25 protein-coding genes are annotated in these 25,695 nt (G+C 72.9%); 18 read left to right on the forward strand and 7 right to left on the reverse strand.

Going from position 1 to position 25,695, the window contains the following annotated elements:
- Positions 1–732: a helical backbone metal receptor gene (locus OG897_RS12780; RefSeq protein WP_266655827.1), complete on the forward strand. Its 732-nt coding sequence runs from the start codon at positions 1–3 to the stop codon at positions 730–732.
- On the opposite strand, the gene OG897_RS12785 is transcribed toward OG897_RS12780, so the two are convergent.
- The gene (locus OG897_RS12785; RefSeq protein WP_266655828.1) at positions 692–1,807 is read right to left on the reverse strand and encodes a TDT family transporter; all 1,116 of its coding nucleotides are present in this window, start codon (positions 1,805–1,807) and stop codon (positions 692–694) included. The two genes, OG897_RS12780 and OG897_RS12785, sit on opposite strands and share 41 nt — an antisense overlap.
- 70 nt (positions 1,808–1,877) lie before the next feature.
- Between OG897_RS12785 and OG897_RS12790 the strand changes: the two genes are divergently transcribed.
- Together OG897_RS12790 and OG897_RS12795 are read left to right on the forward strand one after the other, a co-directional pair.
- Positions 1,878–2,798 carry a LysR family transcriptional regulator gene (locus OG897_RS12790; RefSeq protein WP_266655829.1) on the forward strand — a complete coding sequence of 307 codons (921 nt, stop codon included), beginning with the start codon at positions 1,878–1,880 and terminating at the stop codon, positions 2,796–2,798.
- A gap of 125 nt (positions 2,799–2,923) precedes the next feature.
- Positions 2,924–3,319: a hypothetical protein gene (locus OG897_RS12795; protein ID WP_266655831.1), complete on the forward strand. Its 396-nt coding sequence runs from the start codon at positions 2,924–2,926 to the stop codon at positions 3,317–3,319.
- Positions 3,320–3,510: 191 nt separating this feature from the next.
- Here the strand turns inward: OG897_RS12795 and OG897_RS12800 are convergent, their stop codons facing one another.
- The gene (locus tag OG897_RS12800) at positions 3,511–4,977 is read right to left on the reverse strand and encodes an SDR family oxidoreductase (RefSeq protein WP_266655833.1); all 1,467 of its coding nucleotides are present in this window, start codon (positions 4,975–4,977) and stop codon (positions 3,511–3,513) included.
- 137 nt (positions 4,978–5,114) lie between these two features.
- Here OG897_RS12800 and OG897_RS12805 point away from each other — a divergent pair, with 137 nt between their 5' ends.
- Positions 5,115–6,089 (forward strand): phosphotransferase, encoded by a 975-nt coding sequence (locus OG897_RS12805; protein ID WP_266655835.1) that lies wholly within the window; start codon positions 5,115–5,117, stop codon positions 6,087–6,089.
- Between the two features lie 163 nt (positions 6,090–6,252).
- Positions 6,253–6,888, forward strand: a complete 636-nt coding sequence (locus OG897_RS12810; RefSeq protein ID WP_266655837.1) for a hypothetical protein — start codon at positions 6,253–6,255, stop codon at positions 6,886–6,888.
- Between the two features lie 617 nt (positions 6,889–7,505).
- Here OG897_RS12810 and OG897_RS12815 read toward each other — a convergent pair.
- The 3 genes from OG897_RS12815 to OG897_RS12825 all read right to left on the reverse strand — a co-directional run bounded on the left by OG897_RS12815 (position 7,506) and on the right by OG897_RS12825 (position 10,607).
- Complete coding sequence (locus tag OG897_RS12815) at positions 7,506–8,255, reverse strand: gamma-glutamyl-gamma-aminobutyrate hydrolase family protein (RefSeq protein ID WP_266655839.1); 750 nt, start codon at positions 8,253–8,255, stop codon at positions 7,506–7,508.
- A gap of 37 nt (positions 8,256–8,292) precedes the next feature.
- Positions 8,293–9,750 (reverse strand): ethanolamine permease, encoded by a 1,458-nt coding sequence (gene eat / locus OG897_RS12820; RefSeq protein ID WP_266655841.1) that lies wholly within the window; start codon positions 9,748–9,750, stop codon positions 8,293–8,295.
- Between the two features lie 104 nt (positions 9,751–9,854).
- Positions 9,855–10,607, reverse strand: a complete 753-nt coding sequence (locus tag OG897_RS12825) for a FadR/GntR family transcriptional regulator (protein WP_266655843.1) — start codon at positions 10,605–10,607, stop codon at positions 9,855–9,857.
- Positions 10,608–10,694: 87 nt separating this feature from the next.
- On the opposite strand from OG897_RS12825, the gene OG897_RS12830 reads away from it, so the two are divergent.
- The 4 genes from OG897_RS12830 to OG897_RS12845 all read left to right on the forward strand — a co-directional run bounded on the left by OG897_RS12830 (position 10,695) and on the right by OG897_RS12845 (position 15,679).
- Positions 10,695–12,074, forward strand: coding sequence for a glutamine synthetase family protein (locus OG897_RS12830; RefSeq protein ID WP_266655845.1), 1,380 nt, complete (start codon positions 10,695–10,697; stop codon positions 12,072–12,074).
- A 325-nt stretch (positions 12,075–12,399) separates the two neighbouring features.
- Entirely contained in the window at positions 12,400–13,752 is a 1,353-nt protein-coding gene (locus tag OG897_RS12835; RefSeq protein WP_266655847.1) for an aldehyde dehydrogenase, read from the forward strand.
- Positions 13,753–13,757: 5 nt separating this feature from the next.
- Entirely contained in the window at positions 13,758–14,552 is a 795-nt protein-coding gene (locus tag OG897_RS12840; protein ID WP_266655849.1) for a 3-oxoacyl-ACP reductase, read from the forward strand.
- Between the two features lie 149 nt (positions 14,553–14,701).
- Positions 14,702–15,679 (forward strand): DUF2510 domain-containing protein, encoded by a 978-nt coding sequence (locus OG897_RS12845; RefSeq protein ID WP_266655851.1) that lies wholly within the window; start codon positions 14,702–14,704, stop codon positions 15,677–15,679.
- A gap of 7 nt (positions 15,680–15,686) precedes the next feature.
- Here OG897_RS12845 and OG897_RS12850 read toward each other — a convergent pair whose 3' ends face one another.
- Positions 15,687–16,925, reverse strand: coding sequence for an amino acid deaminase/aldolase (locus OG897_RS12850; RefSeq protein WP_266655853.1), 1,239 nt, complete (start codon positions 16,923–16,925; stop codon positions 15,687–15,689).
- Between the two features lie 253 nt (positions 16,926–17,178).
- Between OG897_RS12850 and OG897_RS12855 the strand changes: the two genes are divergently transcribed.
- From OG897_RS12855 to OG897_RS12870, 4 genes are all read left to right on the forward strand, one after another.
- Entirely contained in the window at positions 17,179–18,306 is a 1,128-nt protein-coding gene (locus OG897_RS12855) for a hypothetical protein (RefSeq protein ID WP_323188035.1), read from the forward strand.
- On the forward strand, positions 18,303–19,520 hold the full coding sequence (gene mycP / locus OG897_RS12860) for a type VII secretion-associated serine protease mycosin (RefSeq protein ID WP_266655855.1): 1,218 nt from the start codon (positions 18,303–18,305) through the stop codon (positions 19,518–19,520). The genes OG897_RS12855 and mycP overlap by 4 nt, the downstream gene beginning before the upstream one ends.
- Before the next feature lie 155 nt (positions 19,521–19,675).
- A complete protein-coding gene (locus OG897_RS12865; RefSeq protein WP_266655857.1) occupies positions 19,676–20,416 on the forward strand; it encodes an SseB family protein in 741 nt (246 codons plus the stop codon).
- 83 nt (positions 20,417–20,499) lie between these two features.
- A complete protein-coding gene (locus OG897_RS12870) occupies positions 20,500–21,237 on the forward strand; it encodes an MIP family channel protein (protein ID WP_266655859.1) in 738 nt (245 codons plus the stop codon).
- A 40-nt stretch (positions 21,238–21,277) separates the two neighbouring features.
- Here OG897_RS12870 and OG897_RS12875 read toward each other — a convergent pair whose 3' ends face one another.
- Complete coding sequence (locus tag OG897_RS12875; RefSeq protein WP_266655861.1) at positions 21,278–21,655, reverse strand: DUF1844 domain-containing protein; 378 nt, start codon at positions 21,653–21,655, stop codon at positions 21,278–21,280.
- A gap of 384 nt (positions 21,656–22,039) precedes the next feature.
- Between OG897_RS12875 and infC the strand changes: the two genes are divergently transcribed.
- The 5 genes from infC to OG897_RS12900 all read left to right on the forward strand — a co-directional run bounded on the left by infC (position 22,040) and on the right by OG897_RS12900 (position 25,666).
- On the forward strand, positions 22,040–22,696 hold the full coding sequence (gene infC / locus OG897_RS12880; protein WP_266656806.1) for a translation initiation factor IF-3: 657 nt from the start codon (positions 22,040–22,042) through the stop codon (positions 22,694–22,696).
- Between the two features lie 130 nt (positions 22,697–22,826).
- Positions 22,827–23,021 carry a 50S ribosomal protein L35 gene (gene rpmI / locus OG897_RS12885; protein WP_189827454.1) on the forward strand — a complete coding sequence of 65 codons (195 nt, stop codon included), beginning with the start codon at positions 22,827–22,829 and terminating at the stop codon, positions 23,019–23,021.
- 106 nt (positions 23,022–23,127) lie between these two features.
- Positions 23,128–23,514 carry a 50S ribosomal protein L20 gene (gene rplT / locus OG897_RS12890; RefSeq protein ID WP_266655864.1) on the forward strand — a complete coding sequence of 129 codons (387 nt, stop codon included), beginning with the start codon at positions 23,128–23,130 and terminating at the stop codon, positions 23,512–23,514.
- Positions 23,515–23,653: 139 nt separating this feature from the next.
- Positions 23,654–24,493 (forward strand): RNA methyltransferase, encoded by an 840-nt coding sequence (locus OG897_RS12895; RefSeq protein WP_266656807.1) that lies wholly within the window; start codon positions 23,654–23,656, stop codon positions 24,491–24,493.
- A gap of 72 nt (positions 24,494–24,565) precedes the next feature.
- A complete protein-coding gene (locus OG897_RS12900) occupies positions 24,566–25,666 on the forward strand; it encodes an ATP-binding protein (protein WP_266656808.1) in 1,101 nt (366 codons plus the stop codon).
- Positions 25,667–25,695 lie beyond the last annotated feature (29 nt).

Genomic DNA, 25,695 nt, shown 5'->3' on the forward strand with positions numbered 1-25,695 from the left:
GTGGCGGTCAGGGTGGTCTCGCTCGTCCCCTCGCTGACCGAGGCCGTCGCGGTCACCGTCCCCGGCGCGCTCGTCGGCGCGACCGACTGGTGCACCCGTCCGGCCGACCTCGGCCCCGGCGTCGTCCGGGTCCGGGGCACCAAGAACCCCGACGTGCCCGCGATCCTCGCGCTGCGCCCCGATCTCGTCGTCGCCAACGAGGAGGAGAACCGCGAGCCCGACCTCGCCGCCCTGCGCGCCGGGGGCCTCGACGTCCTGGTGACGGAGGTACGGACGCTGGAGCACGCCTTCGCGGAGCTGGAGCGGGTACTGCGCGCGTGCGGCGCGAACGGCAGCCCGCAGTGGCTGGAGGCGGCCCGTGCCGCGTGGGACGGCCTGCCCGCCCCCGTCGAGGTGCGGCGGGCCGTGGTGCCGATCTGGCGCAGGCCCTGGATGGTGCTCGGAAGGGACACCTTCGCCGGGGACCTCCTGCGGCGGCTCGGCGTGGAGAACGCGTACGCCGGGCACGAGGAGCGGTATCCGAGGGTGCCGGTCGGTGAACTGCTGTCCTGCGGGGCCGAGTTGGCGGTCCTGCCCGACGAGCCCTACCGCTTCACCGCCGACGACGGGCCCGAGGCGTTCCCCGGCATGCCCTCCGCGCTCGTCGACGGCCGGATGCTCACCTGGTACGGGCCTTCGCTCGCCGAGGCCCCTACCGTGCTGGGCGAGGCGCTGCGAGCAGCACGCCGCTGAGCAGGCCCCGTACGGTACGGAACGCGGTCACGGCCCAGGCCGAGGCGAGCAGCACGAACAGCGCCGCCGCCAGCCACCCCAGCGCGTCGAGCCCGGTGTGCCGGGCCAGGCCCGCCGCACCCGTGACGCACGTACCGACGGGGAAGGTGAAGCCCCACCAGGTCATCGCGAAGGGCATCCCCGCACGGGCGGCCCGCACCACCAGGGCCGCCGAGAGGGCCAGCCACAGCAGGGCGAAGCCCAGTACCGGCACCCCGTAGACGACGGCGAACGCCTGGAAGCCGTGGGCGTACGCGGGGCCGATCGCGCCGGGGGCGACGTCCGCGAGCTGGTTGACGGCGGTGGTCGACTGGCCGAGGGGGCCCAGCACCAGGAAGAGGGTGGGAGTGAGGGCGAGGGGCAGCGGGCCGTGCAGGAGCAGCCTGGCGAAGATCATCGGCAGCAGGAGCAGCGTGGCGAGCAGGCTGAGACCGAACAGGGCGTAGCAGCTCAGCAGCATCGCCGTGCGGGCCTGGCCCTCGGGCAGGTGCGGGATCAGCTGGGGGCCCAGGGCCGCCGACACCATGGGCGCGACCACCGGCAGCAGCCACACGGGCGACGCGCTGCCGGGGCCCTCTATCCGGTGTCGTACGACCATCAGGTACGGGACCGCCAGTGCGGCCAGCAGCGCGAGGACCGTGCCCGCGGTCCAGAGGACGGAGGCGACGGCCAGCGCGGCGCTCTCCCCGACGACGTCTCGCCCGACGGCCATGGTCGCACCGCCGACGGCCAGCACGCCCATCGCGAAGCAGCCGTAGAAGGGGGCGACGGAGGGGTCGAGGAGGTGCGCGCGGGCCTGGTCGGAGTGGTTGCGCCAGTGGACGCTGCGGGCCGTCAGGAGGGCGAGCAGCAGTACGGCGGACAGTGCCCAGGCGGCGGCGAGGAGCGCGCGCGGCGGGGTGAAGGGGGCCGGGAGGGAGCTTCCGGCGGTCGCCAGGATCGCGGTGCCCATGACGGCGGCGTACCAGTTGGGGCCGAGGTGGCGGGTCTTCGCGGTGCTGGCGCGGGGGGTGGTGAGCAGTGCGGTGGTGGCCATGTCTCCAGCCTGCTCCGGGCGGGTTCGACCTGGTAGGGACGGACTTTCGATGGGGGCATAAGCTGGACTTATGAGCCAGGAGCCGCAGGTGCCGCTGTCCCACCGGGTCCCCGATCTTGGGGCGCTGGAACTGCTGCTCGCCGTGGCCCGGCTGGGGAGCCTGGGGCGGGCCGCCAGGGAACTGGGCATCACACAGCCCGCCGCGAGCGGCCGGGTCCGGTCGATGGAGCGGCAGCTCGGGGTGACGTTGGTCGAGCGTTCGCCGCGCGGGTCGCGGCTGACCGCCGCCGGTGCGCTGGTCACGGACTGGGCAGGGCGGATCGTGGAGGCGGCGGAGGCGTTCGACGCGGGGGCGCGGGCGCTGCGCGGACGGCGGGACTCGCGGCTGCGGGTGGCGGCGAGCATGACGATCGCGGAGTACCTGCTGCCCGGGTGGCTCGTCGCCCTCCAGGCGGAGCGGCCCGGGACGGCGGTGTCGCTGCTCGCCGGGAACTCGGCGACCGTGGCACGGCAGTTGCTGGAGGGGGCGGCGGACCTGGGGTTCGTGGAGGGGCTCGCGGTGCCGGAGGGGCTGGACGGCGTCGTCGTCGCGCGGGACCGGCTGATCGTCGTCGTCGCGCCGGGGCACGCGTGGGCGCGGCGCGGGCGGGTCGTGACGGCGGGCGAGCTGGCGGCGACGCCTCTGATCCTGCGGGAGGAGGGGTCCGGGACGCGGCAGGTGCTCGATGCCGCGCTGGCCGCCTACGGGGGCCTGGCGACCCCGCTCCTGGAGCTGTCGTCGACCACGGCGGTGAAGGCGGCGGCGGTGAGCGGGGCGGGGGCGAGCGTGCTCAGTGAGCTGGCGGTGGGGGAGGAGATGGGGGCGCGGCGGCTGGTCCGGGTCGAGGTGGCGGGCGTCCCCCTCTCGCGTGACCTCCGCGCGGTGTGGCCGACGGGGCCTGCCCCGGCGGGACCGGGACGCGATCTGCTGGCGCTGACGAGGCGGGGGTAGGGGGGGCTGGGCGGACCCGCCGCTCCGAAGAAGCGGGGGGGGGGGCGTCGTTCAGGTGATGTCGTCCCGTGGATGTTGTTCGGCGGGTGTTGTTTGGTGGGCTCACTTGCGGTTACCCGATGGCCATGACTGCACAGAATGCGAACGCCAAGTCCACTGCCGCCGCGGCGAAGAAGACCGCGGCGAGCGCCACCGACCAGGCCAAGGAGGCGACCGCCACGACGAAGGCCACCGGCACGGCGAAGGACGCCGCGACGAAGGCGAGCGGCGCGGCCCAGACCGCGACCACCGCCGGGCTCAAGGGAGTCCAGGCCGGTAAGCAGGCCCTGGAGTCCGCTTCCGGCAAGGTCGTCTCGACGGCGACCACCGCGTGGACCGCCCTCCAGCACCGCAAGGCGATCGTCGCCGGAGCGGGTGCGGGAGTGGTCGCCATCGGCGCGGTCTCCTTCGCGATGGGCCGCAAGGTGGAACAGCACAGCCAGGGCCCCCTGACGAAGCTCCTCGCAGGCACCAGGCTCTGAGCGGGGCGCTCCGCGCGGGGAGACGGGGGGCGGGGGGCGTGGCGTTCGCCCCGGCCCTGGTTGCCGTCGCTGCCTGGGGCTCCGCCCCCTGCCCCCTGCCCGGGCTCCGCCCGCGCGTCTTCAAGCGCCGGACGGGCTGGTTTTCCGTCTCCGCCCGCGCGCCTTCAAGCGCCGGACGGGCTGAAAAAGCCTCACCCACCCTCCGCAGCCGCAGCGATGTTCCGCACCATCCCCCCGAACACCACCCCGTGGAACGGAGCCACACTCCACCAGTACGCATGCCCCGCCAGCCCCCTCGGATGGAACACCGCCCGCTGGTGATAGACCGTCCGCCCCTCCCCGTCCCGCCGGACCCCCAGCTCCAGCCACGCCAGCCCCGGCACCCTCATCTCCGCCCGCAGCCGCAGCAGCTTCCCCGCCTCGATCTCCTCGACCCGCCAGAAGTCCAGCGAGTCCCCGACCCGCAGCCGCGCCCTGTCCCGCCGCCCGCGCCGCAGCCCCACCCCTCCCACGAGGCGGTCCATCCAGCCCCGTACCGCCCAGGCCAGCGGGAACGAGTACCAGCCGTTCTCGCCGCCGATGCCCTCCACCACCCGCCACAGCCGTTCGGGCGAGGCGTCCACGACCGCCTCCCGCACGTCCGTGTACAGGCTGCCGCCCGCCCAGTCGGGGTCCGTGGGCAACGGGTCGCTCGGCGCACCCGGCACCGAAGCGGACGACCACCGGGTGGTGACGTTCGCGTCCTGTACACGGCGCAGCGCCAGCTCCACCGCCCGCTCGAAGCCGAGCGGAGCGCCGGGCGGGGCGGGCACGTACGCGTCGATGTCGTGTTCCGCGCACACCACCTCGTGGCGCAGCGACTCCGAAAGGGGCCGGGCGAGCGAGGCGGGCACCGGAGTGATCAGCCCGACCCAGTGGCTGGACAGCCGGGGAGTGAGCACCGGAACCGGCAGGATCAGCCGCTGGGGGAGACCCGCCACACGGGCGTAGCGCTGCATCATGTCGCGGTAGGTGAGGATGTCGGGGCCGCCGACGTCGAAGGTGCGGCTGACGTCGGCGGGGAGGTCCGCGCAGCCGACGAGGAGCCGGAGCACGTCGCGTACGGCGACGGGCTGGATGCGGGTACGGACCCAGCTCGGCGTCACCATGAGCGGCAGCCGCTCCGTCAGGTACCGCAGCATCTCGAACGAGGCCGAACCCGAGCCGATGATGACCGCCGCGCGCAGTACGGCGGTCGGCACGCCGGAGTCCATCAGGATGCGGCCGACCTCCGCGCGCGAGCGGAGGTGGGGCGAGAGTTCGCGCTCCGGCACACCGGACGGGGTGAGGCCGCCGAGGTAGACGATCCGGCGGACCCCGGCACGGCGGGCCTCCTCGCCGAAGACACGGGCGGCGCGGCGGTCGGTCTCCTCGAAACGGGTACCGGTGCCGAGGGCGTGGACGAGGTAGTACGCCACCTCGACGCCCTCCATGGCCCGCCGGGTCGAAGCCGGGTCGGTGACATCGCCCTGCACGGTCCTGACCTGCCCGGACCAGGGGAAGTCGCGGAGCTTGGCGGGGGTGCGGGCCAGGCAGTGGACGGAGTGACCGGCGTCGAGGAGCTCGGGCACGAGGCGGCCCCCGATGTAACCGCTCGCTCCGGTGACCAGGCATCGCATACAGGCATCTCCCTCACTCGTGCGGTACTCCCACTGTGGACGCAGTCTCCCCATTCAGCCCGCCGCACCACCTTCCTGCCGTCCGGTCCCGGCCGAAACCTCTTGCAGGTGACACCGTCCGCCCCCGACCATGAGCCATGGAAACCCCGTCGTCGCAGCTCAGCGCCCCACCCGCCAGGGGCGTACGCCTCGCATGGCACGCCCTGCCGGACGCCGTCCGGGCCCACGTCGAGGCCGACATCCTCGGTTCGCAGGTCGTCGGGGCGACCACCCAGCCCGGCGGATTCTCCCCGGGTGTCGCCGCCAGGCTGACGTGCGCCGACGGCACCCGTGCCTTCGTGAAGGCGGTCAGCGCCGACGCCAATCCGCACTCCCCGAAGCTCCACCGCCGCGAGGCCCGCAACACCGCCGCCCTCCCGCCCGGAGTCCCCGCCCCCCGCCTCCTCGGCACGTACGACGACGGGCACTGGGTCGTCCTCGTACTGGAGGACGTCGACGGCGTCCAGCCCCGCGTCCCCTGGCGGCGCGACGAACTCGACCGGGTCCTGGCAGCGCTCGCCGACCTGAGCGCCGCTCTCACGCCCGCCCCGTACGACGCCCCCCGCACGGAGGACGCCGACGCGAAGACGTTCCGGGGGTGGCAGCAGCGCCTGGAGTCCGGGGAGACGGAAGGGCTCGACCCGTGGGTGGCCGCCAACCTCACCCGCCTCGTGGAACTGGCCGCGCCCTGGGCCGAGTTCGCCCACGGCGACACCCTCTGTCACGGCGACCTCCGGGCCGACAACATCCTCCTCACCGCCGACGGCGGGGCCGTCTTCGTCGACTGGCCGCACGCGGTGCGTGCCGTCGCCTGGTTCGAGCTGCTGGTGATGCTGCCGAGCGTGGCGGCGCAGGGCGGGGGCGACCCCGAGGAACTGTTCGCCGCCCACCCCTCCGCGGCGGACGCCGATCCGGCGGGCGTCACCTGCGTACTCGCGGCGCTCGCGGGCTACTTCGTCCATCACTCCCTGCTGCCCGCCCCGCCGGGCCTGCCCACCGTCCGTCCCTTCCAGGCCGCCCAGGGAGCAGCCGCCGTCGCATGGCTGCGGCGCAGGCTGGGGGAGGGGGAGTGAGGAGCGCGCGGGGATCGGGTGACCGTGCGGTGGGTCCTCGGTGAGATACGGACAGTGACGGGGGGCGGGGTCGGAGGGCATCCGTCCGCTTCGTTGGGTGCGCGATGCCCGAGGTCGTGTCATGTCCAGGGCATCTTCACCGTCACTTTGTCGAGGAGTTCGCGTGTCCCACCGGAAGAAGCTCGCGCTGCGTGCCGCCGTCCCCGTCGCCGTCCTGGCGCTCACCCTCACCGGCTGCGGAAAGGACACGGCGGACGGCGGCGCCAGGACCGGCGCGGGCCCCGCCCAGCAGGACGGCGGCAAGGGCGCGGGCGAGGCCGTGCCCGAGGAGCCCGAGAAGAAGAAGGCGCTGGCCGAGGGCGAGGCCGTCACGAGCCCCTTCCAGGAGAAGGAGGCCGGGCAGGTCACCTACGAGATCGCCGCCCAGAAGGTCGACGTCGGCACCGAGGCCGACGCGAAGAAGCTGGTCAGTGACCCGGCGAAGGCGAAGGGCCTGGTGCCGGTCGTCGCGCACGTGAAGTACACCCACAAGACCGGCAAGACCGTCACGGACTACCCGGACGTCGGCGACAACGTGGAGATCCACGCCGACGGCCGTCGCGGCGCCCTGCTGATCGGGGCCTCGGACGACGCTCCGGGCTGCGAGTCCGACAGCGACATCGAGAACTGGAAGCCGGGCCAGAGCCACGTCATCTGCGAGACGTACATGGTTCCCGTGGGGGCCAAGGAGATCGAGGTGCGCTGGGCGGCGGACGAGGACTCCGGCGAGCCCTTCGTCTGGCGGTTCAAGACCGCCTAGCCCGCGGGCGCGGGGGCACGGGGAGTTCTCGGTTTGGCCTTCCCGAGCCCCCTCGGGCATCGGGGCCTTCGCCCAACCTCCCTGGGCCCCGCCCTCCGCTTCCCCAGCCCCTTGAGCGGCGGGGCCTTCGTCTAGCCCCCTTGGGCCCCGCCTTCCCTCGCCCCCTTGGGCGCCGCTCCCCTCGCCCCCCTTGGGCTCCGCTTCCGCCTCGCCTCCTTGCGCTGCGGGGCCCGCCCCCTCCGCTTTTGCCTAGCCTCCTTTGGCTCCGCCCTGCCTCGCCCCCTTTGGGCTCCGCCCTCCGCTTCCGCCGAGCCTCCTTGGGCGGCGGGGCCGCCCCCCGGGGGGCGGAACGGGCGGGCGAGGGGGCGGCCCCTCTCGCTCCGGGCCCGCCCCGGTGCCGCCCGTTGTTACCTCCGCCTATGGGTGCGCCGCGCCCGGGTGCGCCTGCGGCGGGCTGCCCCTCCCCGCCCCTTCACCTAAAGCGCTTGCCGCGCGGCTGTCTCGGGTATGTGCGGGTGCGTGGGGGCTGGGCGCGCAGTTCCCCGCGCCCCTGACGGGGCGCACCCCGCGCGGCGGAGCCGCACAGTGAGACAGCCCCGCGCCCCTGACGGGGCGCCCTAGCTCCCCGCGACCGCCCCCTGAAGGGCCTCGCGTACGCCCCGTACCCCCGCCGTACTCCCGTCGTGTCCCGCCGCCTCCACCAAGGCCCGCATCACCCGGAGGTCCCGGCCCATCTCCGGATGCCACTGGACCCCCAACACCCACGCCGGGCCAGGGAGTTCAATGGCCTCCACGGTGCCGTCCGCCGTGTGCGCCGACGCCCGCAGGCCCTCGCCGAGCCGGTCCACGGCCTGGTGGTGGTAGGCGGGGACCGTGTCCTCCTCGGGCACGATGCCCGCGTACCGGGTGCCGGGGACAGGTTTCACCGGGTGCTCGCCGAAGACGCCCGGGGTGTCCCCGTGCCCGTCCACGTGCTGGACGAGCGTGCCGCCGAGCGCCACGTTCAGCAGCTGCATGCCCCGGCAGATTCCGAGGAGTGGCGTGCCGGACTCCAACGCCGCCCCGATCAGGGCGAGTTCCCACGCGTCCCGCTCCCGCGCGGGCGGCCCGGTGCGGGGGTCGGGCTCGGCTCCGTACCGTACGGGCTCCACGTCCTGCCCGCCCGCGATCACCACGGCGTCCAGGCGGGCCACCAGCTCGGCCGCGTACGCCGGATCGTCGGGCGGCAGCAGGACGGCGGTGCCGCCCGACGCCTGCACCAGGCTCGGATACCCGGCCGGGACGAGGGTGGCGGGGAGGTCCCAGACCCGCCACTTCACGGACTGTTCCAGATACGAGCTGACACCGATGAGGGGCTTGCGGGGCACGGGCGGTTCCTCCAGAAGGACATCAGGGGGGCGGACGTCAGGGCTTGTGGGTGTGCGGGCGCTCGTCGCGTTCGAGTTCGGCCTCGGCCTCGGCCAGCGCCGCGAACTCCTCCTCCGGTGCGGACGCGACGAGACGGTGCCGAGAGTAGAGGGCGAAGTAGCCGAGTGCGACGACGTACACGACGAGCGCGATGATCGCCGCCGTGATGTCCACCAAGAACGTCGCCACCAGCGCGAACAGCGCCAGCACGAACGCCGTCGACGACGTCGCGATGCCGCCGGGCGTGCGATAGGGGCGCGGGAGTTCGGGCTCCCGGCGGCGCAGCACCATGTGCGAGAGGGCCATCAGGGCGTACGAGATCGTCGCGCCGAAGACGGCGATGTTCAGCATGCGCGCGCCGTCGCCCGTCGAAGCGGCGAGGGCGAAGCCGATCGCGCCGGGGATGAGGAGACCCAGGTAGGGGGCCTTGCGGCGGCTGGTGAGGGAGAGGAAGCGGGGCAGGTACCCGGCCCGGGAGAGCGCGAAGAGCTGACGGGAGCCCGCGTAGATGAGGGAGAAGAAGGAGGCGACGAGCCCGGCGAGGCCCGCGTAGTTGACGAAGCGGCTCAGGCCGGTCGGCTGCGCGTTGTCGCCCGCCCCCTGGAGCGCCACGACCAGGGGGTTCCCCGCGTCCTGGACGGCGGCCGAGCCGCGCGCCCCCGTCGCCGCGAGGAACGTCAGCATGGCGAGGAGGACCAGGATGCCCAGGGAGACGGCCAGTGCGCGGGGCATCGACCGCACCGGGTCCTTCGCCTCCTCCGCGGCCAGCGGCACCCCCTCCACGCCCAGGAAGAACCACATGCCGAACGGGAACGCCGACCAGATCCCGATCAGCCCGAACGGCAGCCAGGAGTTCGCGCCGAACGCGTCCTCGTCGACCGGGATGTCGTTGAGGCTGTCCGCGGTGAACTCGGCGAACGCGCCCACCGCGAAGATCAGCAGCGCGGCCACCGCGATGGCCGTGACGATCAGGCTGAAGCGCAGCGCCTCGCCGACGCCCCACAGGTGGATGCCGATGAAGATCACGAAGCAGGCGAGGTAGACCGGCCAGCCGGAGGTCAGCCCGAAGAGGTCGAGCGACTCGACGTAGTCGCCGATGAAGATGGAGATCGCGGCCGGGGCGAGGATGTACTCGATGAGGATCGCCGTGCCGGTGAGGAAGCCGCCCCAGGTGCCGAGCGCGCGGCGGGCGAAGCCGTAGCCGCCGCCCGCCGTGGGCAGGATCGCGGAGAGTTCGGCGAGCGCGAAGACCAGACAGGCGTACATCACGCCCATCAGGAGGGTGGCGACGGCGAGACCGCCGAAACCGCCCTTGGACAGGCCCACGTTCCAGCCGGAGAAGTCCCCGGAGACGACGTACGCGACGCCGAGGCCGGTGAGCAGCAGCCAGCCCGCGCTGCCCCGGCGCAGGGCGCGCCGCTTGAGGTAGTCGCTGTCCGGTCCGTCCGTGGCCATGGGCCGCTCCCGCCGTCGCCTGGCAATGGTGTGGCTCCACACCATTGCGGGCGGGGGCGCGGTTAGCAACCCCCCTGCCGTTACGGGGGAGTTACGGCGTCGGCTCAGGTCAGGAATCCCCGCAGCAGCGCCGCCGTGCCCGAGCAGTGCTCGCGCATCACCTCGCGCGCCGCCTCCGCGTCCCCGGTCAGTACGGCCTCCACCAGGGCGGTGTGCTGGGACTGGGAGTGCTCCAGGTTGCGCACCAACAGCGGGATGCAGTCGAGGAGTTCGTTCACCTCGGCCCGTACCGCCGCGTACTGTGCGGCCAGCCGGGGCGACCCCGACAGCTCGGCGAGCGTCAGGTGCAGCAGGGTGTCCCGCCTGCGGTAGTCCGCGAGCGGGGCGTCGTGCGTGGCGGCCAGGGCGTCCCGCAGCCGGGCCGCGTGGATGCCGTCCAGTCCGCGTACGGCACACAGGCCCGCCGCCCCCACCTCCAGGACCTCCCGGAAGCGCAGGGCGTCCTCGACATCCAACTCGCCCACCCTGCGGCGCAGTTCCGCCTCGCCGGGGCTCTCGGGGCGGCGGCGCACGAACGTGCCGCCGTACCGTCCGCGCCTGCTCTCCACCAGGCCCTGCTCCTGGAGGACCTTCAGCACTTCGCGCAGCGTGACCCGGCTTATCCGCAGGCGGTCCGCCAACTCCCGCTCGGCGGGCAGGCGTTCACCGGCCGGGACCAGGCCCAGGCGCAGGACCTGCAGGACCTGCTCCAGTGCCTCCTCGAAGCCGTTGCCCGCCCGTACGGGGCGGAGTACCGCCGTCAGCCTGTCCTGCTGGCCGCCCCCGTCCTGCCCGTCGTTCTCCTCGTTGTCCGACACGCGCCCGAACCCCCTTCCCAATCAATGGTCTTGGGCCATACCTTAGGGCTCCCGGTGGCTTCCGGCTGACCCAAGGAGGAACTTCCCGTGGCAGACCGCACACCCCCGCTCCCGCTCGAAGAGCTGCGTGCCCTGGTGGCGAGCGGAGAGATCGACACCGTCGTCCTGGCCTTCCCCGACATGCAGGGCCGGCTGACGGGAAAGCGGTTCGCCGCCCCCTTCTTCCTCGACGACGTCCTGGAGCACGGCGCGGAGGGCTGCAACTACCTCCTCGCCGTCGACGTCGACCTCAACACCGTCGACGGCTACGCCATGTCCTCCTGGGAGAGCGGCTACGGCGACTTCGGGATGCGCCCTGACCTGAGCACCCTGCGCCGGGTGCCCTGGAACGACGGCACCGCGATGCTCATGGCCGATCTGACCTGGCACGACGGGTCGCCCGTCGTCGCCGCGCCCCGGCAGATCCTGCGGCGGCAGATGGAGCGGCTGGCCGAGCTGGGGCTGACCGCCCACGCGGGCACCGAACTCGAGTTCATCGTCTTCAAGGACACGTACGAGCAGGCATGGGACGCCGGGTACCGGGACCTGACCCCGGTCAACCAGTACAACGTCGACTACTCGATCCTCGGCACCGGACGCGTCGAGCCGCTGCTGCGCCGCATCCGCAACGAGATGGCCTCGGCCGGGCTCGTCGTCGAGTCCGCCAAGGGGGAGTGCAACCCCGGGCAGCACGAGATCGCCTTCAAGTACGACGAGGTCCTGACGACGTGCGACCAGCACGCCATCTACAAGAACGGCGCGAAGGAGATCGCCGCGCAGGAGGGCGTCTCGCTCACCTTCATGGCGAAGTACAACGAGCGTGAGGGGAACTCCTGCCACATCCATCTGTCGCTGCGGGACGCGGAGGGGCGGAGCGTGATGGCGGCGGACCCTTCCGACACGGACAGCCCTGACGGGATGTCGCCCCTGATGCGGCACTTCCTCGCGGGGCAGCTGGCCGCGCTGCGGGACTTCTCGCTGCTGTACGCGCCCAACATCAACTCCTACAAGCGCTTCCAGCCGGGGTCCTTCGCGCCGACCGCCGTGGCGTGGGGGCACGACAACCGGACGTGTTCGCTGCGGGTCGTCGGGCACGGGGCGTCGATGCGGTTCGAGAACCGGCTGCCGGGGGGTGATGTGAACCCGTACCTGGCGGTGGCGGGGCTGATCGCGGCGGGGCTGTACGGGGTCGAGCAGAAGCTCGAACTTCCTGAGCCCTGTGCCGGGAACGCCTACGCGGGTGAGTACGAGCACGTGCCGACGACGCTGCGGGAGGCCGCCGAACTGTGGGGGGCGAGTCCGATCGCGCGGGCGGCCTTCGGGGAGGAAGTGGTCGCTCACTACGCGAACATGGCGCGGGTCGAACTGAGCGCGTTCGACGCGGCGGTCACGGATTGGGAGCTGAGGCGCTCCTTCGAGCGGATGTAGGGGGTGGGGTGGGGCGGGGCGGGGGCGGTGCGGCCCGGTGGGCGGCCGGGGTCACTGCCCGGGGTCACTGCCCGGGGGCTCCGCCCCCGCTCCCCGGGGCTGCGGCCCACCCCGGGGGCTCCGCCCCCGGACCCCGGCCCGCCTTCGGCGGGTTCTGGCCCCTGCCCCGCCCCTTCACCTAGAGCGCTTGCCGCGCGGCTGTCCCGTTCCGTGCGGGTGCGTCGTGGCTGGGCGCGCAGTTCCCCGCGCCCCTGGAGGCGTGCTTCGCAGCCTCCCCCTTCCGCCCACCCAGAGCCCCTGCCAAACCCCCGACAAGGACCGAACCGTGCGCATCCTCAACCCCGCCACCGGCCAAACCCTCACCACCGTCCCCGCCTCCACCGAGGCCGATGTCCACACCGCCGTCGCCCGTGCGACAGAGGCCCAGCGCGCATGGGCCGCCACGGCCCCCGCCGCCCGCGCCCACCACCTCCACCGCTTCGCCGCCACCGTCGACGCCCACATCGAAGAGCTCGCCCGGCTCGAAGTCGCCGAAGCGGGCCACACCCTCGGCAACGCCCGCTGGGAAGCGGGCAACGTCCGCGACCTCCTCACCTACTCCGCCGGTGGCGCCGAGCGGCTGAACGGCCGCCAGATCCCCACCCCCGGCGGCCTCGACGTCACGATCCACGAACCCCTCGGCGTCATCGGCGTGATCGCCCCCTGGAACTTCCCCATGCCGATCGCCGCCTGGGCCACCGCCCCCGCCCTCGCCGCGGGCAACGCCGTCCTCCTCAAGCCCGCCGAGACCACCCCCCTCACGGCCCTCCGCCTCGCCGAACTCGCCCTGGAGTCCGGCCTCCCCGAGCACCTCTTCCAGGTCCTCCCCGGCGAGGGCGCCGTCGCGGGCAACGCCCTCGTCGAGCACCCCGGCGTCGCCAAGATCGTCTTCACCGGCTCCACCCGCGTCGGCAAGCAGATCATGGCCACGTGCGCCGACCAGGTGAAGCGCGTCACCCTCGAACTCGGCGGCAAGAGCCCCAACATCGTCTTCGCCGACGCGGATCTGGAAGCCGCCGTCGCCGCCACCCCCATGTCGTTCCTCGACAACTCGGGGCAGGACTGCTGCGCCCGCACCCGCATCCTCGTGGAGCGCAGCGTCCACGACCGGTTCCTGGAGCTGCTGGCCCCCCTCATCGAGGGGGTCGTCGTCGGCGACCCCTCCGACGAGAAGACCCAGATGGGCCCGCTGATCTCGCAGGTCCAGGTCGACAGGGTCCGTGCGTACGTCCCCGACGACGCCCCCGGCATCCGGGGCAAGGCCCCCGACGGCCCCGGCTTCTGGTTCCCGCCGACCGTCCTCACCGGCCTCGCCCCCGACGCCCCCGCCGCCGTCGAGGAGATCTTCGGCCCCGTCGCCGTCGTCCTCCCCTTCGACGACGAGGCCGACGCGATCCGGCTCGCCAACGCCACCGAGTACGGGCTCTCCGGCTCGATCTGGACCCGCGACGTCGGCCGCGCCCTGCGCGTCTCGCAGGCCGTACGGGCGGGCAACCTGTCCGTCAACTCCCACAGCAGCGTCCGCTACTGGACGCCCTTCGGCGGCTACCGCCAGTCGGGACTGGGCCGCGAGCTCGGCCCCGACGCCCTGACCGCTTTCACCGAGACCAAGAACATCTTCATCAGCACGGAGGCGTGAACCACATGACCACCTCAGGAACCGAAGAGATCGTCTGCCGTCGCCTCGTCGGCCGCACCGCCGTCATCACCGGCGCCGGCAGCGGCATCGGCCTCGCCACCGCCCAGCGCCTCGCCTCCGAAGGGGCGAACGTCGTCTGCGGCGACATCGACGAGACCGCGGGCAAGGCCGCCGCCGCAGCCGTCGGCGGCACCTTCGTCAAGGTCGACGTCACCGACGCCGAACAGGTCGACGCCCTCTTCAAGACCGCTTACGACACATACGGAAGCGTCGACATCGCCTTCAACAACGCGGGCATCTCGCCGCCCGACGACGACTCCATCCTCACCACGGGCCTGGAGGCGTGGAAGCGGGTCCAGGACGTCAACCTCACCTCCGTCTACCTGTGCTGCAAGGCCGCGCTGCCCTACATGCAGCGCCAGGGCCGAGGCTCGATCATCAACACCGCTTCGTTCGTCGCGATCATGGGGGCCGCCACCTCCCAGATCTCGTACACCGCCTCCAAGGGCGGCGTCCTGGCGATGTCCCGCGAGCTGGGCGTGCAGTTCGCCCGCGAGGGCATCCGCGTCAACGCGCTGTGCCCCGGGCCCGTCAACACCCCGCTCCTCCAGGAGCTGTTCGCCTCCGACCCGGAGCGGGCCGCCCGCCGCCTCGTGCACATCCCGCTCGGCCGGTTCGCCGAGGCGAAGGAGATCGCGGCAGCCGTCGCCTTCCTCGCCAGCGACGACTCGTCCTTCGTCAACGCGACGGACTTCCTGGTCGACGGAGGCATCTCGGGCGCGTACGTCACCCCGCTCTAGGCCCGGTCGCGGGCAGGACCGAGGGCAGGCCCGCGGGCAGGGCCACGGCCAGGGCCCCGGGCACCGTGCGGCAGGAGGTCCCGGGACAACCGGGACGGCCCGCCGCACAGCCCCCGGCCCCGTCCGGCCCGCCGTCTAAGGTGTGCCGCATGAGCATGACGACCCCGCCCGGCTGGTACCAGGACCCCAGCGCTCCCACCCAGGAGCGCTGGTGGGACGGCCAAGCCTGGAGCGCGCACACCCGGCCCCCCGGCCAGCCGCAGCAGCCCCCGGCACAGCCGCCGCAGACGCCGCAGTACGGCTACCCCCAGCAGCCCCAGGGGTACGGATTCCCGCCCGCCCAGCCCCAGTTCAACGCCCCGCCGCCCCCCGCCGCGCCCCCGGCCCCCGGTGGCAGCGGCGGCGGGCTCAGCAAGGGCGGGCTCATCGCGGTGATCACCGCCGGAGTCGTCCTGGTCGCCGCGATCGTCACCGGCGTCGTCGTCCTCGGCGGCGAGGACGACGAACCCAAGTCCCCGCCGGTCGCCCGGACCACCCAGCCCGTCCTCCCCGGCGGCGGCGACGTCGCGACCCCGCCGCCCGCCACCACCGCCCCCTCGGGGGACGCAGGCGTCCTCTCCGACAAGCTCAACGGCATCACGCTGCCCCTCCTCAGCGGCTGGGAGATCCCCGAGTTCGGCGGCGACCGCGAAGCCGCGAGCATGCAGATGAAGGAGTCGTACGACTGCCCGTCCGGCGGCGGCTTCTGCTACCACGGCACGGTCAGCTCGCGCACCGCCCCGGCCGACCAGACCACTCCCGAGGCCGTGGCGAAGGCGGACATCCCCAAGGCCACCGAGCTCGCCTACGGCAAGGACTTCCTGGACCGCGAGAAGCACGACGGCGTCAAGTCCCACCAGGTGGTCAAGGCCGAGGCGGTCACCGTCGCGGGCAAGCAGGGCTACCTGGTCCGCTGGAAGGTCGTCACGGGGAAGGGCCCCGGCGGGTACGTCCAGTCGCTGGCCTTCCCCAGCAGCATGGGCCCCTCCTCGATCGTCCTCGTCCGGTTCGCCTTCGACGCGGGCCCCGAAGGACCGCCCGTCGACGGCATGGACACGATCACCCAGGGCATCCGCACCACCAACTGAGCCGGGGCTACAGGAAGGTGTGCCCCTCACCCCGGTACGTCGGCGCGGTGCCCGTCACCCGGTCGCCCTCGACGAGCTGCAAGGTCGCGAACCGCTCGCACAGTTCGCCCGCCTTGGCGTGCCGGAACCACACCTTGTCGCCGATCAGCAGATCGTCCGCAGCAGCCCCCCGCAGCGGCGTCTGCACCTCGCCCGCCCCCTCCTGCGCGTCGTACCGCAAGCCCTCCGGCAGGTACGGCACGGGGGAGCGGTCGGGCCCGGCGACGCCCGACGCGGGATACCCGCCGCCGAGCACCGTCACGACCCCCATGCCCGGACGCCGTACCACCGGCATCGCGAACAGCGCCGCCGGACGCCCGCTGAACGACCGGTAGTTGTCGAACAGCCGGGGCACGTACAGCCCCGACCCGGCGGCCACCTCCGTCACACAGTCCTCCGCGACCGTGCTCTCCACACTCCCGGTCCCGCCGCCGTTCACGAACTCCAGGTCCGGTACGACGCCCCGCACGGCCCGCACCACGGCCGCCCGCCGCACCGCCAGCTCCCGGCGCGCCGCACCCTGCATCATCCGCACCATCCGCGAACGCACCGGCCGGCCCGCGATCCGGTCGCCGACCCCGGCCACATGCCCCTCGTACGCCATGATCCCGACCAGCCGGAACCCCGGCCGCCGGTCGATCGACCGCGCCAGCCCGGCCAGCTGCCCCGGCTCCCTGAGCGGCGACCGCAACGCCCCTATCCGCACCTTCCCGCCGAGCATCCGCAGCGAGGTGTCCAGCTCCAGACAGACCCGGATCTCCTCCGTCCCGCCGTCCCGCGCCCGCTCGATCAGCTCCAGCTGCGCGACGTCGTCCACCATCACGGTCACCGCCGCCGCCAGCTTCGGATCGGCCGCCAGCTCCGCGTACCCCGCCCGGTCGGCCGACGGATACGCCAGCAGTACGTCCTCGAACCCGTACCTGGCCAGCCACAGCGACTCGGCCAGCGTGTACGACATCACGCCCTCGAACCCCTCCCGCGCCAGCACCCGTTCCAGCAGCGCCCGGCACCGCACCGACTTGCTCGCCACCCGCACGGGCTTGCCGCCCGCCCGCCGTACGAGATCGGCCGCGTTGTCGTCGAACGCCTCCAGGTCGACCACGGCGAGCGGACCGTCCAGATGCGCGGTCGCCCGGTCGTAGCGGGCACGGTCGGCGGCCCGGGGGGCCGGACGGGAAGCCTGGGTGTCAGCAGCACGGGGATTCATGGGCGCAGCTTGCCAGAGTCGATTACCGCCCGGTAGGGCCTGTTCGACCGATCCTGCGGGACACGCTCGCCGCCCGCCCTCGCGAACAGGTCCCGCAGGGACGTTCCGGTCAGATCCGCCCCACGCCGCGCATCGGTTCCCGTCCGGGCGCGGCCAACCCGTAGAGTGACGGAAATCCGCTGGAAGCCCCGGGTGCCGGGGCTGCGGCGGGGCACGAGCCGGGAGTACGAGAAGAGACGGACCTGGGGGCCGGATGACCACCGAACCACACCGCCCCCACATCCCGCCCCGGCCCTCCTTCTCCCCGTCACCGCACCCCGCACCCGGCAGCTCCGCCGCCACCCCGACGTCCGTCGAAGGCGACTCCCGCCCACCGGCACCGGTACGGGCACCCGTGCCCGCGTCCGTGTCCGCGTCGGGCGGCGGAGAGCCGGAGCGGGAGTTCCCGCAGGCGGTCGCCCCGGGGGCCTCGCGCGGCCCCGCCCGGCGCGGTGTCGGAGCCGTCGACCTGACGCCCCGTACCGACGGCGCCGAGCCGATCGTCTTCGCGCCGCCGCAGCACTGGGCCCGCGACGACGAGGAGACCCCCGCCGAGCGCACCACCCGGCTGCGGCCCGTCGGGGCCCGGAGTCCCGCCCGTATCGCGGCGGTCGCCGCCTGCGTGGTGCTCGGCGCCGGACTTCTCGGCGGGGCCGTCGCCGGGAGCCTGCTCGCCTCCGACGAACCCGGCGAGGCCACGCCCGAGAGCCGCTTCCAGGACGCCCGCGCCGCCTGGCACAGCCTCCCCGTCGACACCCTCTTCCCCCGCTCGCTCAAGGGCCGGGGCGCGGGACCCGGCGGCGCGGACCGCGAGTGGACCCGGGTGGCGGTCGCCCCCGACGGCACCTGCGCGAACGCCCTCGACCCGCTCCTCGTGAAGGCGCTCGGGCCCGTCGGCTGCTCCCGACTCGTGCGCGCCACCTACACCGACGCCACCACCAGCAGCGTCACCACCGTCGGCATGGTCTTCACCCAGGCCGACCGGGCGGCGACCGACACCCTGCGCACCCGCTTCACCCGCGAAAAGCTCGCGGAGCGCGCCGACTTGATGCCGCGTGCGTTCCCGGTGCCCGGCACCGTCGCCGCCGGATTCGGCGACGCCCAGCGGGCCAGCTGGACGGTCCGCGTACTGAAGGACGTACCGGCGGTGGTGTACGCGGTGTCCGGCTTCGCCGACGGACGCACCGTCACCGACCCCCAGCCCGCCCCCGCCGCGACGGCCGACGGCGCGACGACCGCCCCCGCCGAGTCCGGCCTCGGCCACGAGGCCCAGGGCATCGCCGACCGGGTCGAACGCGGCCTGCGCACGACCGTCAAGAAGCCCACGGAGACTCCTGGATGACCCGGAAGCCCCGGATGCCCCGCCGCCCCGCCACCGCCTGCGCGCTCGGTGCCGCCGCCCTGCTGGTCGCGCTGCCCTCGGCCCCCGCGTACGCGGACACCATCCGCGACAAGCAGTGGGGCCTGGCGGCGATGCACACGCAGGAGGCATGGCGCACGACCAAGGGCCGGGGCGTGACGGTCGCCGTCCTCGACACGGGCGTCGACGACCGCCACCCCGACCTGGCGGGGAACGTCCTTCCAGGACACGACCTCGTCGGCTTCGGCGCGAAGAGCGGCGACCGCTCCTGGGCCCGGCACGGCACCGCGATGGCGTCCATCATCGCGGGCCACGGACACGGCCCCGGCCGGGGCGAGGGAGTGCTCGGCATCGCCCCCGAGGCGAAGATCCTGCCCGTACGGGTCATCCTCGAAGGCACCGACCCGGCCCGGGACAAGGCCCGCGAGTCCCGGGGCAACGCCCTTGCCAAGGGCATCCGTTGGGCCGTCGACCAGGGCGCGGACGTCATCAACCTCTCCCTCGGCGACGACAGCGAGTCCGCGCACCCGGAGGCGGCGGAGGACGCGGCCGTCCAGTACGCCCTGAAGAAGGGCGCGGTGGTCGTCGCCTCCGCCGGGAACGGCGGCGAGAAGGGCGACCACATCTCCTACCCCGCCGCCTACCCCGGCGTCATCGCCGTCACGGCGGTCAACTCCGTGGGCACCCACGCCTCCTTCTCCACCCGCCGCTGGTACGCGACGGTGGCCGCGCCCGGCGTCGACGTCGTGATCGCCGATCCCGACCGCAGCTACTACGAGGGCTGGGGTACGAGCGCCGCCTCCGCCTTCGTGTCCGGGGCGGTCGCCCTGGTCCGGGCCGCCCACCCCGACCTCCCCCCGGCGGAGATCAAACGCCTCCTCGCCCGCACCGCCCGGGACGCTCCCTCCGGCGGCCGCGACGACTCCCGGGGCCACGGAATCGTGGACCCCGCGGCGGCCATCGCGGCGGCGGGCCGGGGCCGCGACGCCATCCGCTCCGCCGCCGAGGGCCCCGCCCCCCGCTACTTCGGCCCCGGCCCCACCCCTGCCACTCCGGACCCGGCGGGCCCGGAAGCCTGGGCCCTCGCCGCGGGCGGGGCGGGGGTCGCGCTGCTGGGCGCGGGCCTCATCCTGTGGCGCGGCACCCCGGTACGCCCGCGGCGGGCACTCCAGCCCGCCCCTTCGCCTCAACCCTGACGGGGCTTGGTCGGGCCGACGTCACTAACGGGGGCTCCGCCCCCGCACTCCCGCACCCCCGTGCCTCAAACGCCGATGGGAACGCCGGTGAGCCTGAAACGTCCCCACCGCCCCACGCAGCGGAACCACCACCCCCACCGACTACCCTCAACCGGGTGCAGCTCAAGAACATCCCGGACCCCGGCTTCTCCGAAGACGACGGCACCGCCCACCCCGCCCTCACCTCCGCCCTCTCCGCCTGGGCGAAGGGCCCGCAGGACGCGCAGACCCATCAGCGCGTCATCGACGCCCTCCCCGAGGCCCGCCTCCTGGTCCCCGTCGTCGCCGTGCTCGGCGAGGTCGAAACCGACCCGGAGACCGGCCTCCAGCGCGAGAAGACCAGTGACATGGCCGTGCCGACCCTCCGCGCGGGGGACCGCAAGGCCCTCCCGGCCTTCACGTCCACCGAGGCCCTCGCCCTCTGGGACCCCGCCGCCCGCCCCGTCGCCGTCCCCCTGCACCAGGCCCTCCAGGCCGCCGCCCACGAGCAGGCCGACACCGTCGTCCTCGACCTCGCGGGCCCCGTTCCCTTCCAGCTGACGGGGCCCTCCCTGCGCGCCCTCGCCGAGGGCCGCACCAGCATCCGGCCCCTCGACGACCCGGCCGTCGTCGAAGCGGTCCGCGCACTCGTCACCGCCGAGCCCGCCGTGCTCCGCGCGCACCTCGGCCCCGGCGAGGCCGACGGTACCCTCGCCCTGGTCCTCGCCCCGGACGCCGCCCCCGCCGACGCCGCCCGCCGCATCGCGAACGCCCTCGCCTCCGACGACGTCCTGCGCGCCCGCCTCGTACAGGGACTGGACCTGGCGCTGCTCCCGCCCGGCAGCACACCCCCGGGAGAGCCGCTCCTCTCCCGCTGATCCCGCTGATCCCGCTGAACAGGCGGGGCAGCGCCCACCGGCAGACAATGCGAAGACAGTCTTCGATCTTCGCGAGGTGTGTCATGGACAGACGGACACTGGTCTCCGAATTCCTCGGGACACTGCTTCTGGTCTTCTTCGCCGTCGGCTCGGCCGTCCTGGCGGGCGCCTACATCGGGACCCTCGGCATCGCGCTGGCCTTCGGCTTCACGCTGCTCGCCCTGGCGTACGCGCTCGGCCCGATCTCCGGCTGCCACGTCAATCCGGCGGTCACGCTCGGCATGCTGACGGCCGGGCGGATCAACGCCCGTACGGCGATGGGCTACTGGGCCGCCCAGCTCCTCGGCGGCATCGCCGGAGCGGCGCTCCTCTTCCTGCTCGCCAAGCAGGTCCCGGGTCTCAAGACCAGCGGGGCCTTCGGATCGAACGGGTTCGCCGACCGGTCGGCCGTGAACCTCACCATGGGCGGTGCGTTCCTCGCCGAGGTGGTGCTGACGTTCCTGCTGGTGTTCGTGGTGCTCGCGGTCACGCACAAGGTGGCCGTCCTCGGCTTCGACGGGCTGCCGATCGGCCTCGCCCTCGCCGTCATCCACCTGGTCGGGATCCCGCTCACGGGTACGTCCGTGAACCCGGCCCGCAGCCTCGGCCCGGCCCTCTTCGCCGGGGGCGCGGCGCTCTCCCAGCTGTGGCTGTTCCTCGTTGCCCCGCTGGTCGGCGGGGTGCTCGCGGCGCTCGTGCACCGGCTGACGCACCCCGCCAACAGTGACCGCGTCCACGCGGACGCGACGGCCGCGGAGCGGAGGAACCCCGTTGTCACCTGACGGCGCGAGGACGTGACGCCTCAGCCGTAGACGTGACGGCTCAGCCGTAGACGGGGCCCGTGTACTTCTCGCCCGGACCCTGGCCCGGCTCGTCCGGTACGACGGAGGCTTCGCGGAAGGCGAGCTGGAGGGACTTCAGACCGTCCCGCAGCGGAGCCGCGTGGAACGAGCTGATCTCCGTGGCGCTGGCCGTGATCAGACCGGCCAGCGCCTGGATCAGCTTGCGGGCCTCGTCCAGGTCCTTCTGCTCCTCGCCGTTCTCGGCGAGACCGAGGTTCACCGCGGCGGCGCTCATCAGGTGCACGGCGACCGTGGTGATCACCTCGACGGCGGGAACGTCCGCGATGTCGCGGGTGATGTCATCGAAGCCGGGGCTGCTGTCTTCGGTGGTGCCGGTGGTGCTGGTCGCGTCGTTCATGCCGTCAACGATAGGTCCCGGCGTACGGGCCTCCGCACACCGGACCGGTTCGCCCGTTCCGCCTCCCCCTGGTAGGCTGGTCAAGCGACCGGCCGGACACATCTGTGCCCGGCCCACAAGTGGAGGCTCCGATCTCCCACCTGGCTGTCCTCACGGACGGCGGGTCACCGGTCAGAAGACGGTCCCCATCGTTCCGTACGGACGATGGAACTGTCCGATGTGCGCGCCCCGCGGTTTCAGACGCGGCGGTGCTCCGGTATTTCCAGGAGCCCTGCCTGTGTCCCGTCCGGGGCATTTTTTGTGTCCCGATGCGGTTGGTCCGAAGAAATAAGACGTCTCGCGGCTGTCTGCCAGACAGTCGTGTGGTGCTACTGAGGAGGATCCATCAGCGCCGAGCCCCGCATTAACGACCGGATTCGCGTTCCCGAGGTACGCCTCGTCGGACCCAGCGGTGAGCAGGTGGGCATCGTCCCGCTCGCGAAGGCCCTGGAACTGGCGCAGGAGTACGACCTCGACCTCGTCGAGGTCGCGGCGACCGCCCGTCCGCCCGTGTGCAAGCTCATGGACTACGGCAAGTTCAAGTACGAGTCGGCCATGAAGGCCCGTGAGGCGCGCAAGAACCAGGCGCACACGGTCATCAAGGAAATGAAGCTCCGCCCGAAGATCGACCCGCACGACTATGACACCAAGAAGGGTCACGTCGTCCGGTTCCTCAAGCAGGGTGACAAGGTCAAGATCACGATCATGTTCCGTGGTCGTGAGCAGTCCCGTCCCGAGCTTGGCTTCCGGCTGCTTCAGCGACTCGCCTCCGACGTGGAGGACCTGGGCTTCATCGAGTCCAACCCGAAGCAGGACGGCCGGAACATGATCATGGTTCTCGGCCCGCACAAGAAGAAGACCGAAGCGATGGCCGAGGCCCGCGAGGCCCAGGCCGCCCGCAAGGCGGAGCGTCAGGGCGTCACCGCCCACGACGACGAGCCCGCGGACGACGTCGCCGAAGCAGCTGCCGAGGCTCCGGCCGAGGCGCCTTCCGAGGTGTGATCCACGGGGCCGCCATCCAGGCGGCCCCAGGATTTCCGACCGGAAACCCCCATCAAAGATCTGACGCTCCCGCAGTCCGGTGCCCGCACCGGGGACCGGGGGAGCGGCACTGACGAGGAGATACGGCGCGATGCCGAAGAACAAGACGCACAGCGGTTCCAAGAAGCGCTTCAAGATCACCGGCTCCGGCAAGGTGCTCCGCGAGCGCGCCGGCAAGCGCCACCTGCTTGAGCACAAGTCGTCCCGCGTGACGCGCCGCCTCACCGGCACCGTTGAGCTGGCCCCGGGCGACGCCGCGAAGATCAAGAAGCTTCTCGGCAAGTGATCCCGCTGCCTTCGGTCCCCGTACCGGAGGCGCTGGATCGAGACCGGGACCAATTCATTTCCGGGTCGTGTGAACACCCCCCACGACCCCGCTACAAGGAGTCAAAGTGGCACGCGTCAAGCGCGCAGTAAACGCCCACAAGAAGCGCCGGGCAATCCTCGAAGCCGCCAAGGGTTACCGCGGTCAGCGTTCGCGCCTGTACCGCAAGGCCAAGGAGCAGGTCACCCACTCCCTGGTCTACAACTACAACGACCGCAAGAAGCGCAAGGGCGACTTCCGCCGTCTGTGGATCCAGCGCATCAACGCCGCTGCCCGCGAGAACGGCATGACGTACAACCGCCTCATCCAGGGTCTGAACGCCGCCAACATCGAGGTGGACCGCAAGATCCTCGCCGAGCTGGCCGTCAACGACCCGAACGCGTTCGCCGCGCTCGTCGAGGTCGCCCAGAAGGCGCTCCCCAGCGACGTCAACGCCCCGAAGGCCGCCGCCTAATTCCAGGCGCCACGCCCCTTCAGGCATTGAAGCCGGACCCGCAGCCGCACGCACGCCGTGCCTGCGGGTCCGGTTCGTTTCCCGGGAGGGCACAGCCCGCCCCTTTCGTACGTACGCAGAAGAAGTGAGCCGCACACCCATGGGCACCCCCGAGCTGATCTCCCCGCGTTCCCCCCGCGTCACCGCCGCCAAGCGGCTGGCCAAGCGCAGTTTCCGGGGCAAGGAGCGCCGGTTCATCGCCGAGGGGCCGCAGGCCGTACGCGAGGCCGTCGGGCACCGGGGCCCGGACGGGCAGCCGACGCTGATCGAGCTGTTCGCCACCGTGGAGACCGCCGAGCGGTACGCCGACATCGTCGAGGCCGCCCAGCAGACCGGGGCCCGGGTGCACCTGGCCGGGGACGACGTCCTCGCCGAGATCTCGCAGACCATCACCCCGCAGGGCATCGTCGGCGTCTGCCACTTCCTGGACTCCCCGTTCGAGGACATCCTCGCCGCGAAGCCCAAGCTGGTCGCCGTCCTCGCGCACGTCCGCGACCCCGGGAACGCCGGTACGGTGCTGCGCTGCGCGGACGCGGCGGGCGCCGACGCCGTCGTGCTGACGGACGCCTCCGTGGACCTCTACAACCCGAAGTCGGTGCGCGCGTCCGTCGGCTCGCACTTCCACCTCCCGGTCGCCGTCGGGGTGCCGGTGGAGCAGGCCGTCGCGAAGCTCCAGGCGGCAGGCGTACGCATCCTGGCCGCCGACGGCGCGGGCGACAACGACCTCGACGACGAGCTGGACGCGGGCACCATGGGCGGCCCCACCGCCTGGGTCTTCGGCAACGAGGCATGGGGCCTGCCCGAGGAGACCCGCGCGCTCGCCGACGCCGTGGTCCGCGTCCCGATCCACGGCAAGGCCGAGAGCCTGAACCTCGCTACGGCAGCCGCCGTGTGCCTCTATGCGTCCGCGCGGGCACAGCGGGTACGCAACCCTGCCTGAGGGGCCTCCGGTCGGAGTAGGGTGACGGGCTCGGGGGCCTACTGCGCTCTACTGATGAGGCGGGGTACGGGGATGGTCGCGGAAGTCACTGAACAGGCCGCTGTGGCAAGGGAGTTGGGCATGTCGGGGATCGGCCCCGACGACCTTCCCGACGGTCTCGTCGTCGCCGACGAGAGTGGCCGCGTCATCTGCTTCAACGCCGCCGCCTCCCGCATCACCGCCGTCCCGGCCGACTTAGCGCTCGGGCGCGCCCTCGTCGACGTCCTCCCGCTGGAGGACTTAAAGGGGCGCCGCTGGTGGACGCTCACCGATCCCTACGAAGGGCTCGCCATCCGAGGCGGGCAGCCCGAGCGGAACCTGCTGCTGCCCGGCGGGCGCGAGGTGCTGGTCTCCGCGCGGTACGTACGGGAGCGGCCGCGCGGACCCGTACGGCGGGTCGTGGTGTCGCTGCGCGGGACCGAGGCGCGGCGGCGAACCGAACGCAGTCACGCCGAGCTGATCGCGACCGTCGCCCATGAGCTGCGCTCGCCGCTGACCTCGGTGAAGGGGTTCACGCGCACCCTGCTGAGGAAGTGGGAGCGCTTCACCGACGACCAGAAGCTGATGATGCTGGAGACCGTCGACAACGACGCCGACCGCATCGCCCGGCTGATCGCCGAGCTGCTGGACATCGCGCGGATCGACACCGGGCGGCTGGAACTGCGCAGGCAGCCCGTCGATGTCGCCACCGCCGTGGGACGCCATGTTCACGCGCGTATTTCCGCAGGTCAGAACGCGGATCGTTTTCTCGTGCGGATCGAGCAGCCGCTGCCCGACCTGTGGGCCGACCCCGACAAGATCGACCAGGTGCTCGGGAACCTGCTGGAAAATGCGGTGCGCCACGGCGAAGGAATGGTCACCATTGAGGTGGCGCCCGCCACAGCCAAGGACGACGAGAAGGGAACGGCCGTGACCGTCAGCGACGAAGGCCCGGGAATTCCCGAGGAGTCGCTGAGCCGTGTCTTCACCCGTTTCTGGCGGGGCAGCAAGCGCGGCGGAACCGGTCTTGGCCTGTACATCGTCAAGGGCATCGTCGAGGCGCACGGCGGCACGATCACGGTCGGCCGAGGGCCCGGCGGCGGCGCCGAATTCCGATTTATCCTGCCCGTCGGGGCTCCCGCCTATCTGGCCTGAGCGCCCCACGGGCTCCTTCGCGTCCCACG

Origin of the sequence: Streptomyces sp. NBC_00237, assembly GCF_026342435.1 — a bacterium.
GTDB lineage: Bacteria > Actinomycetota > Actinomycetes > Streptomycetales > Streptomycetaceae > Streptomyces.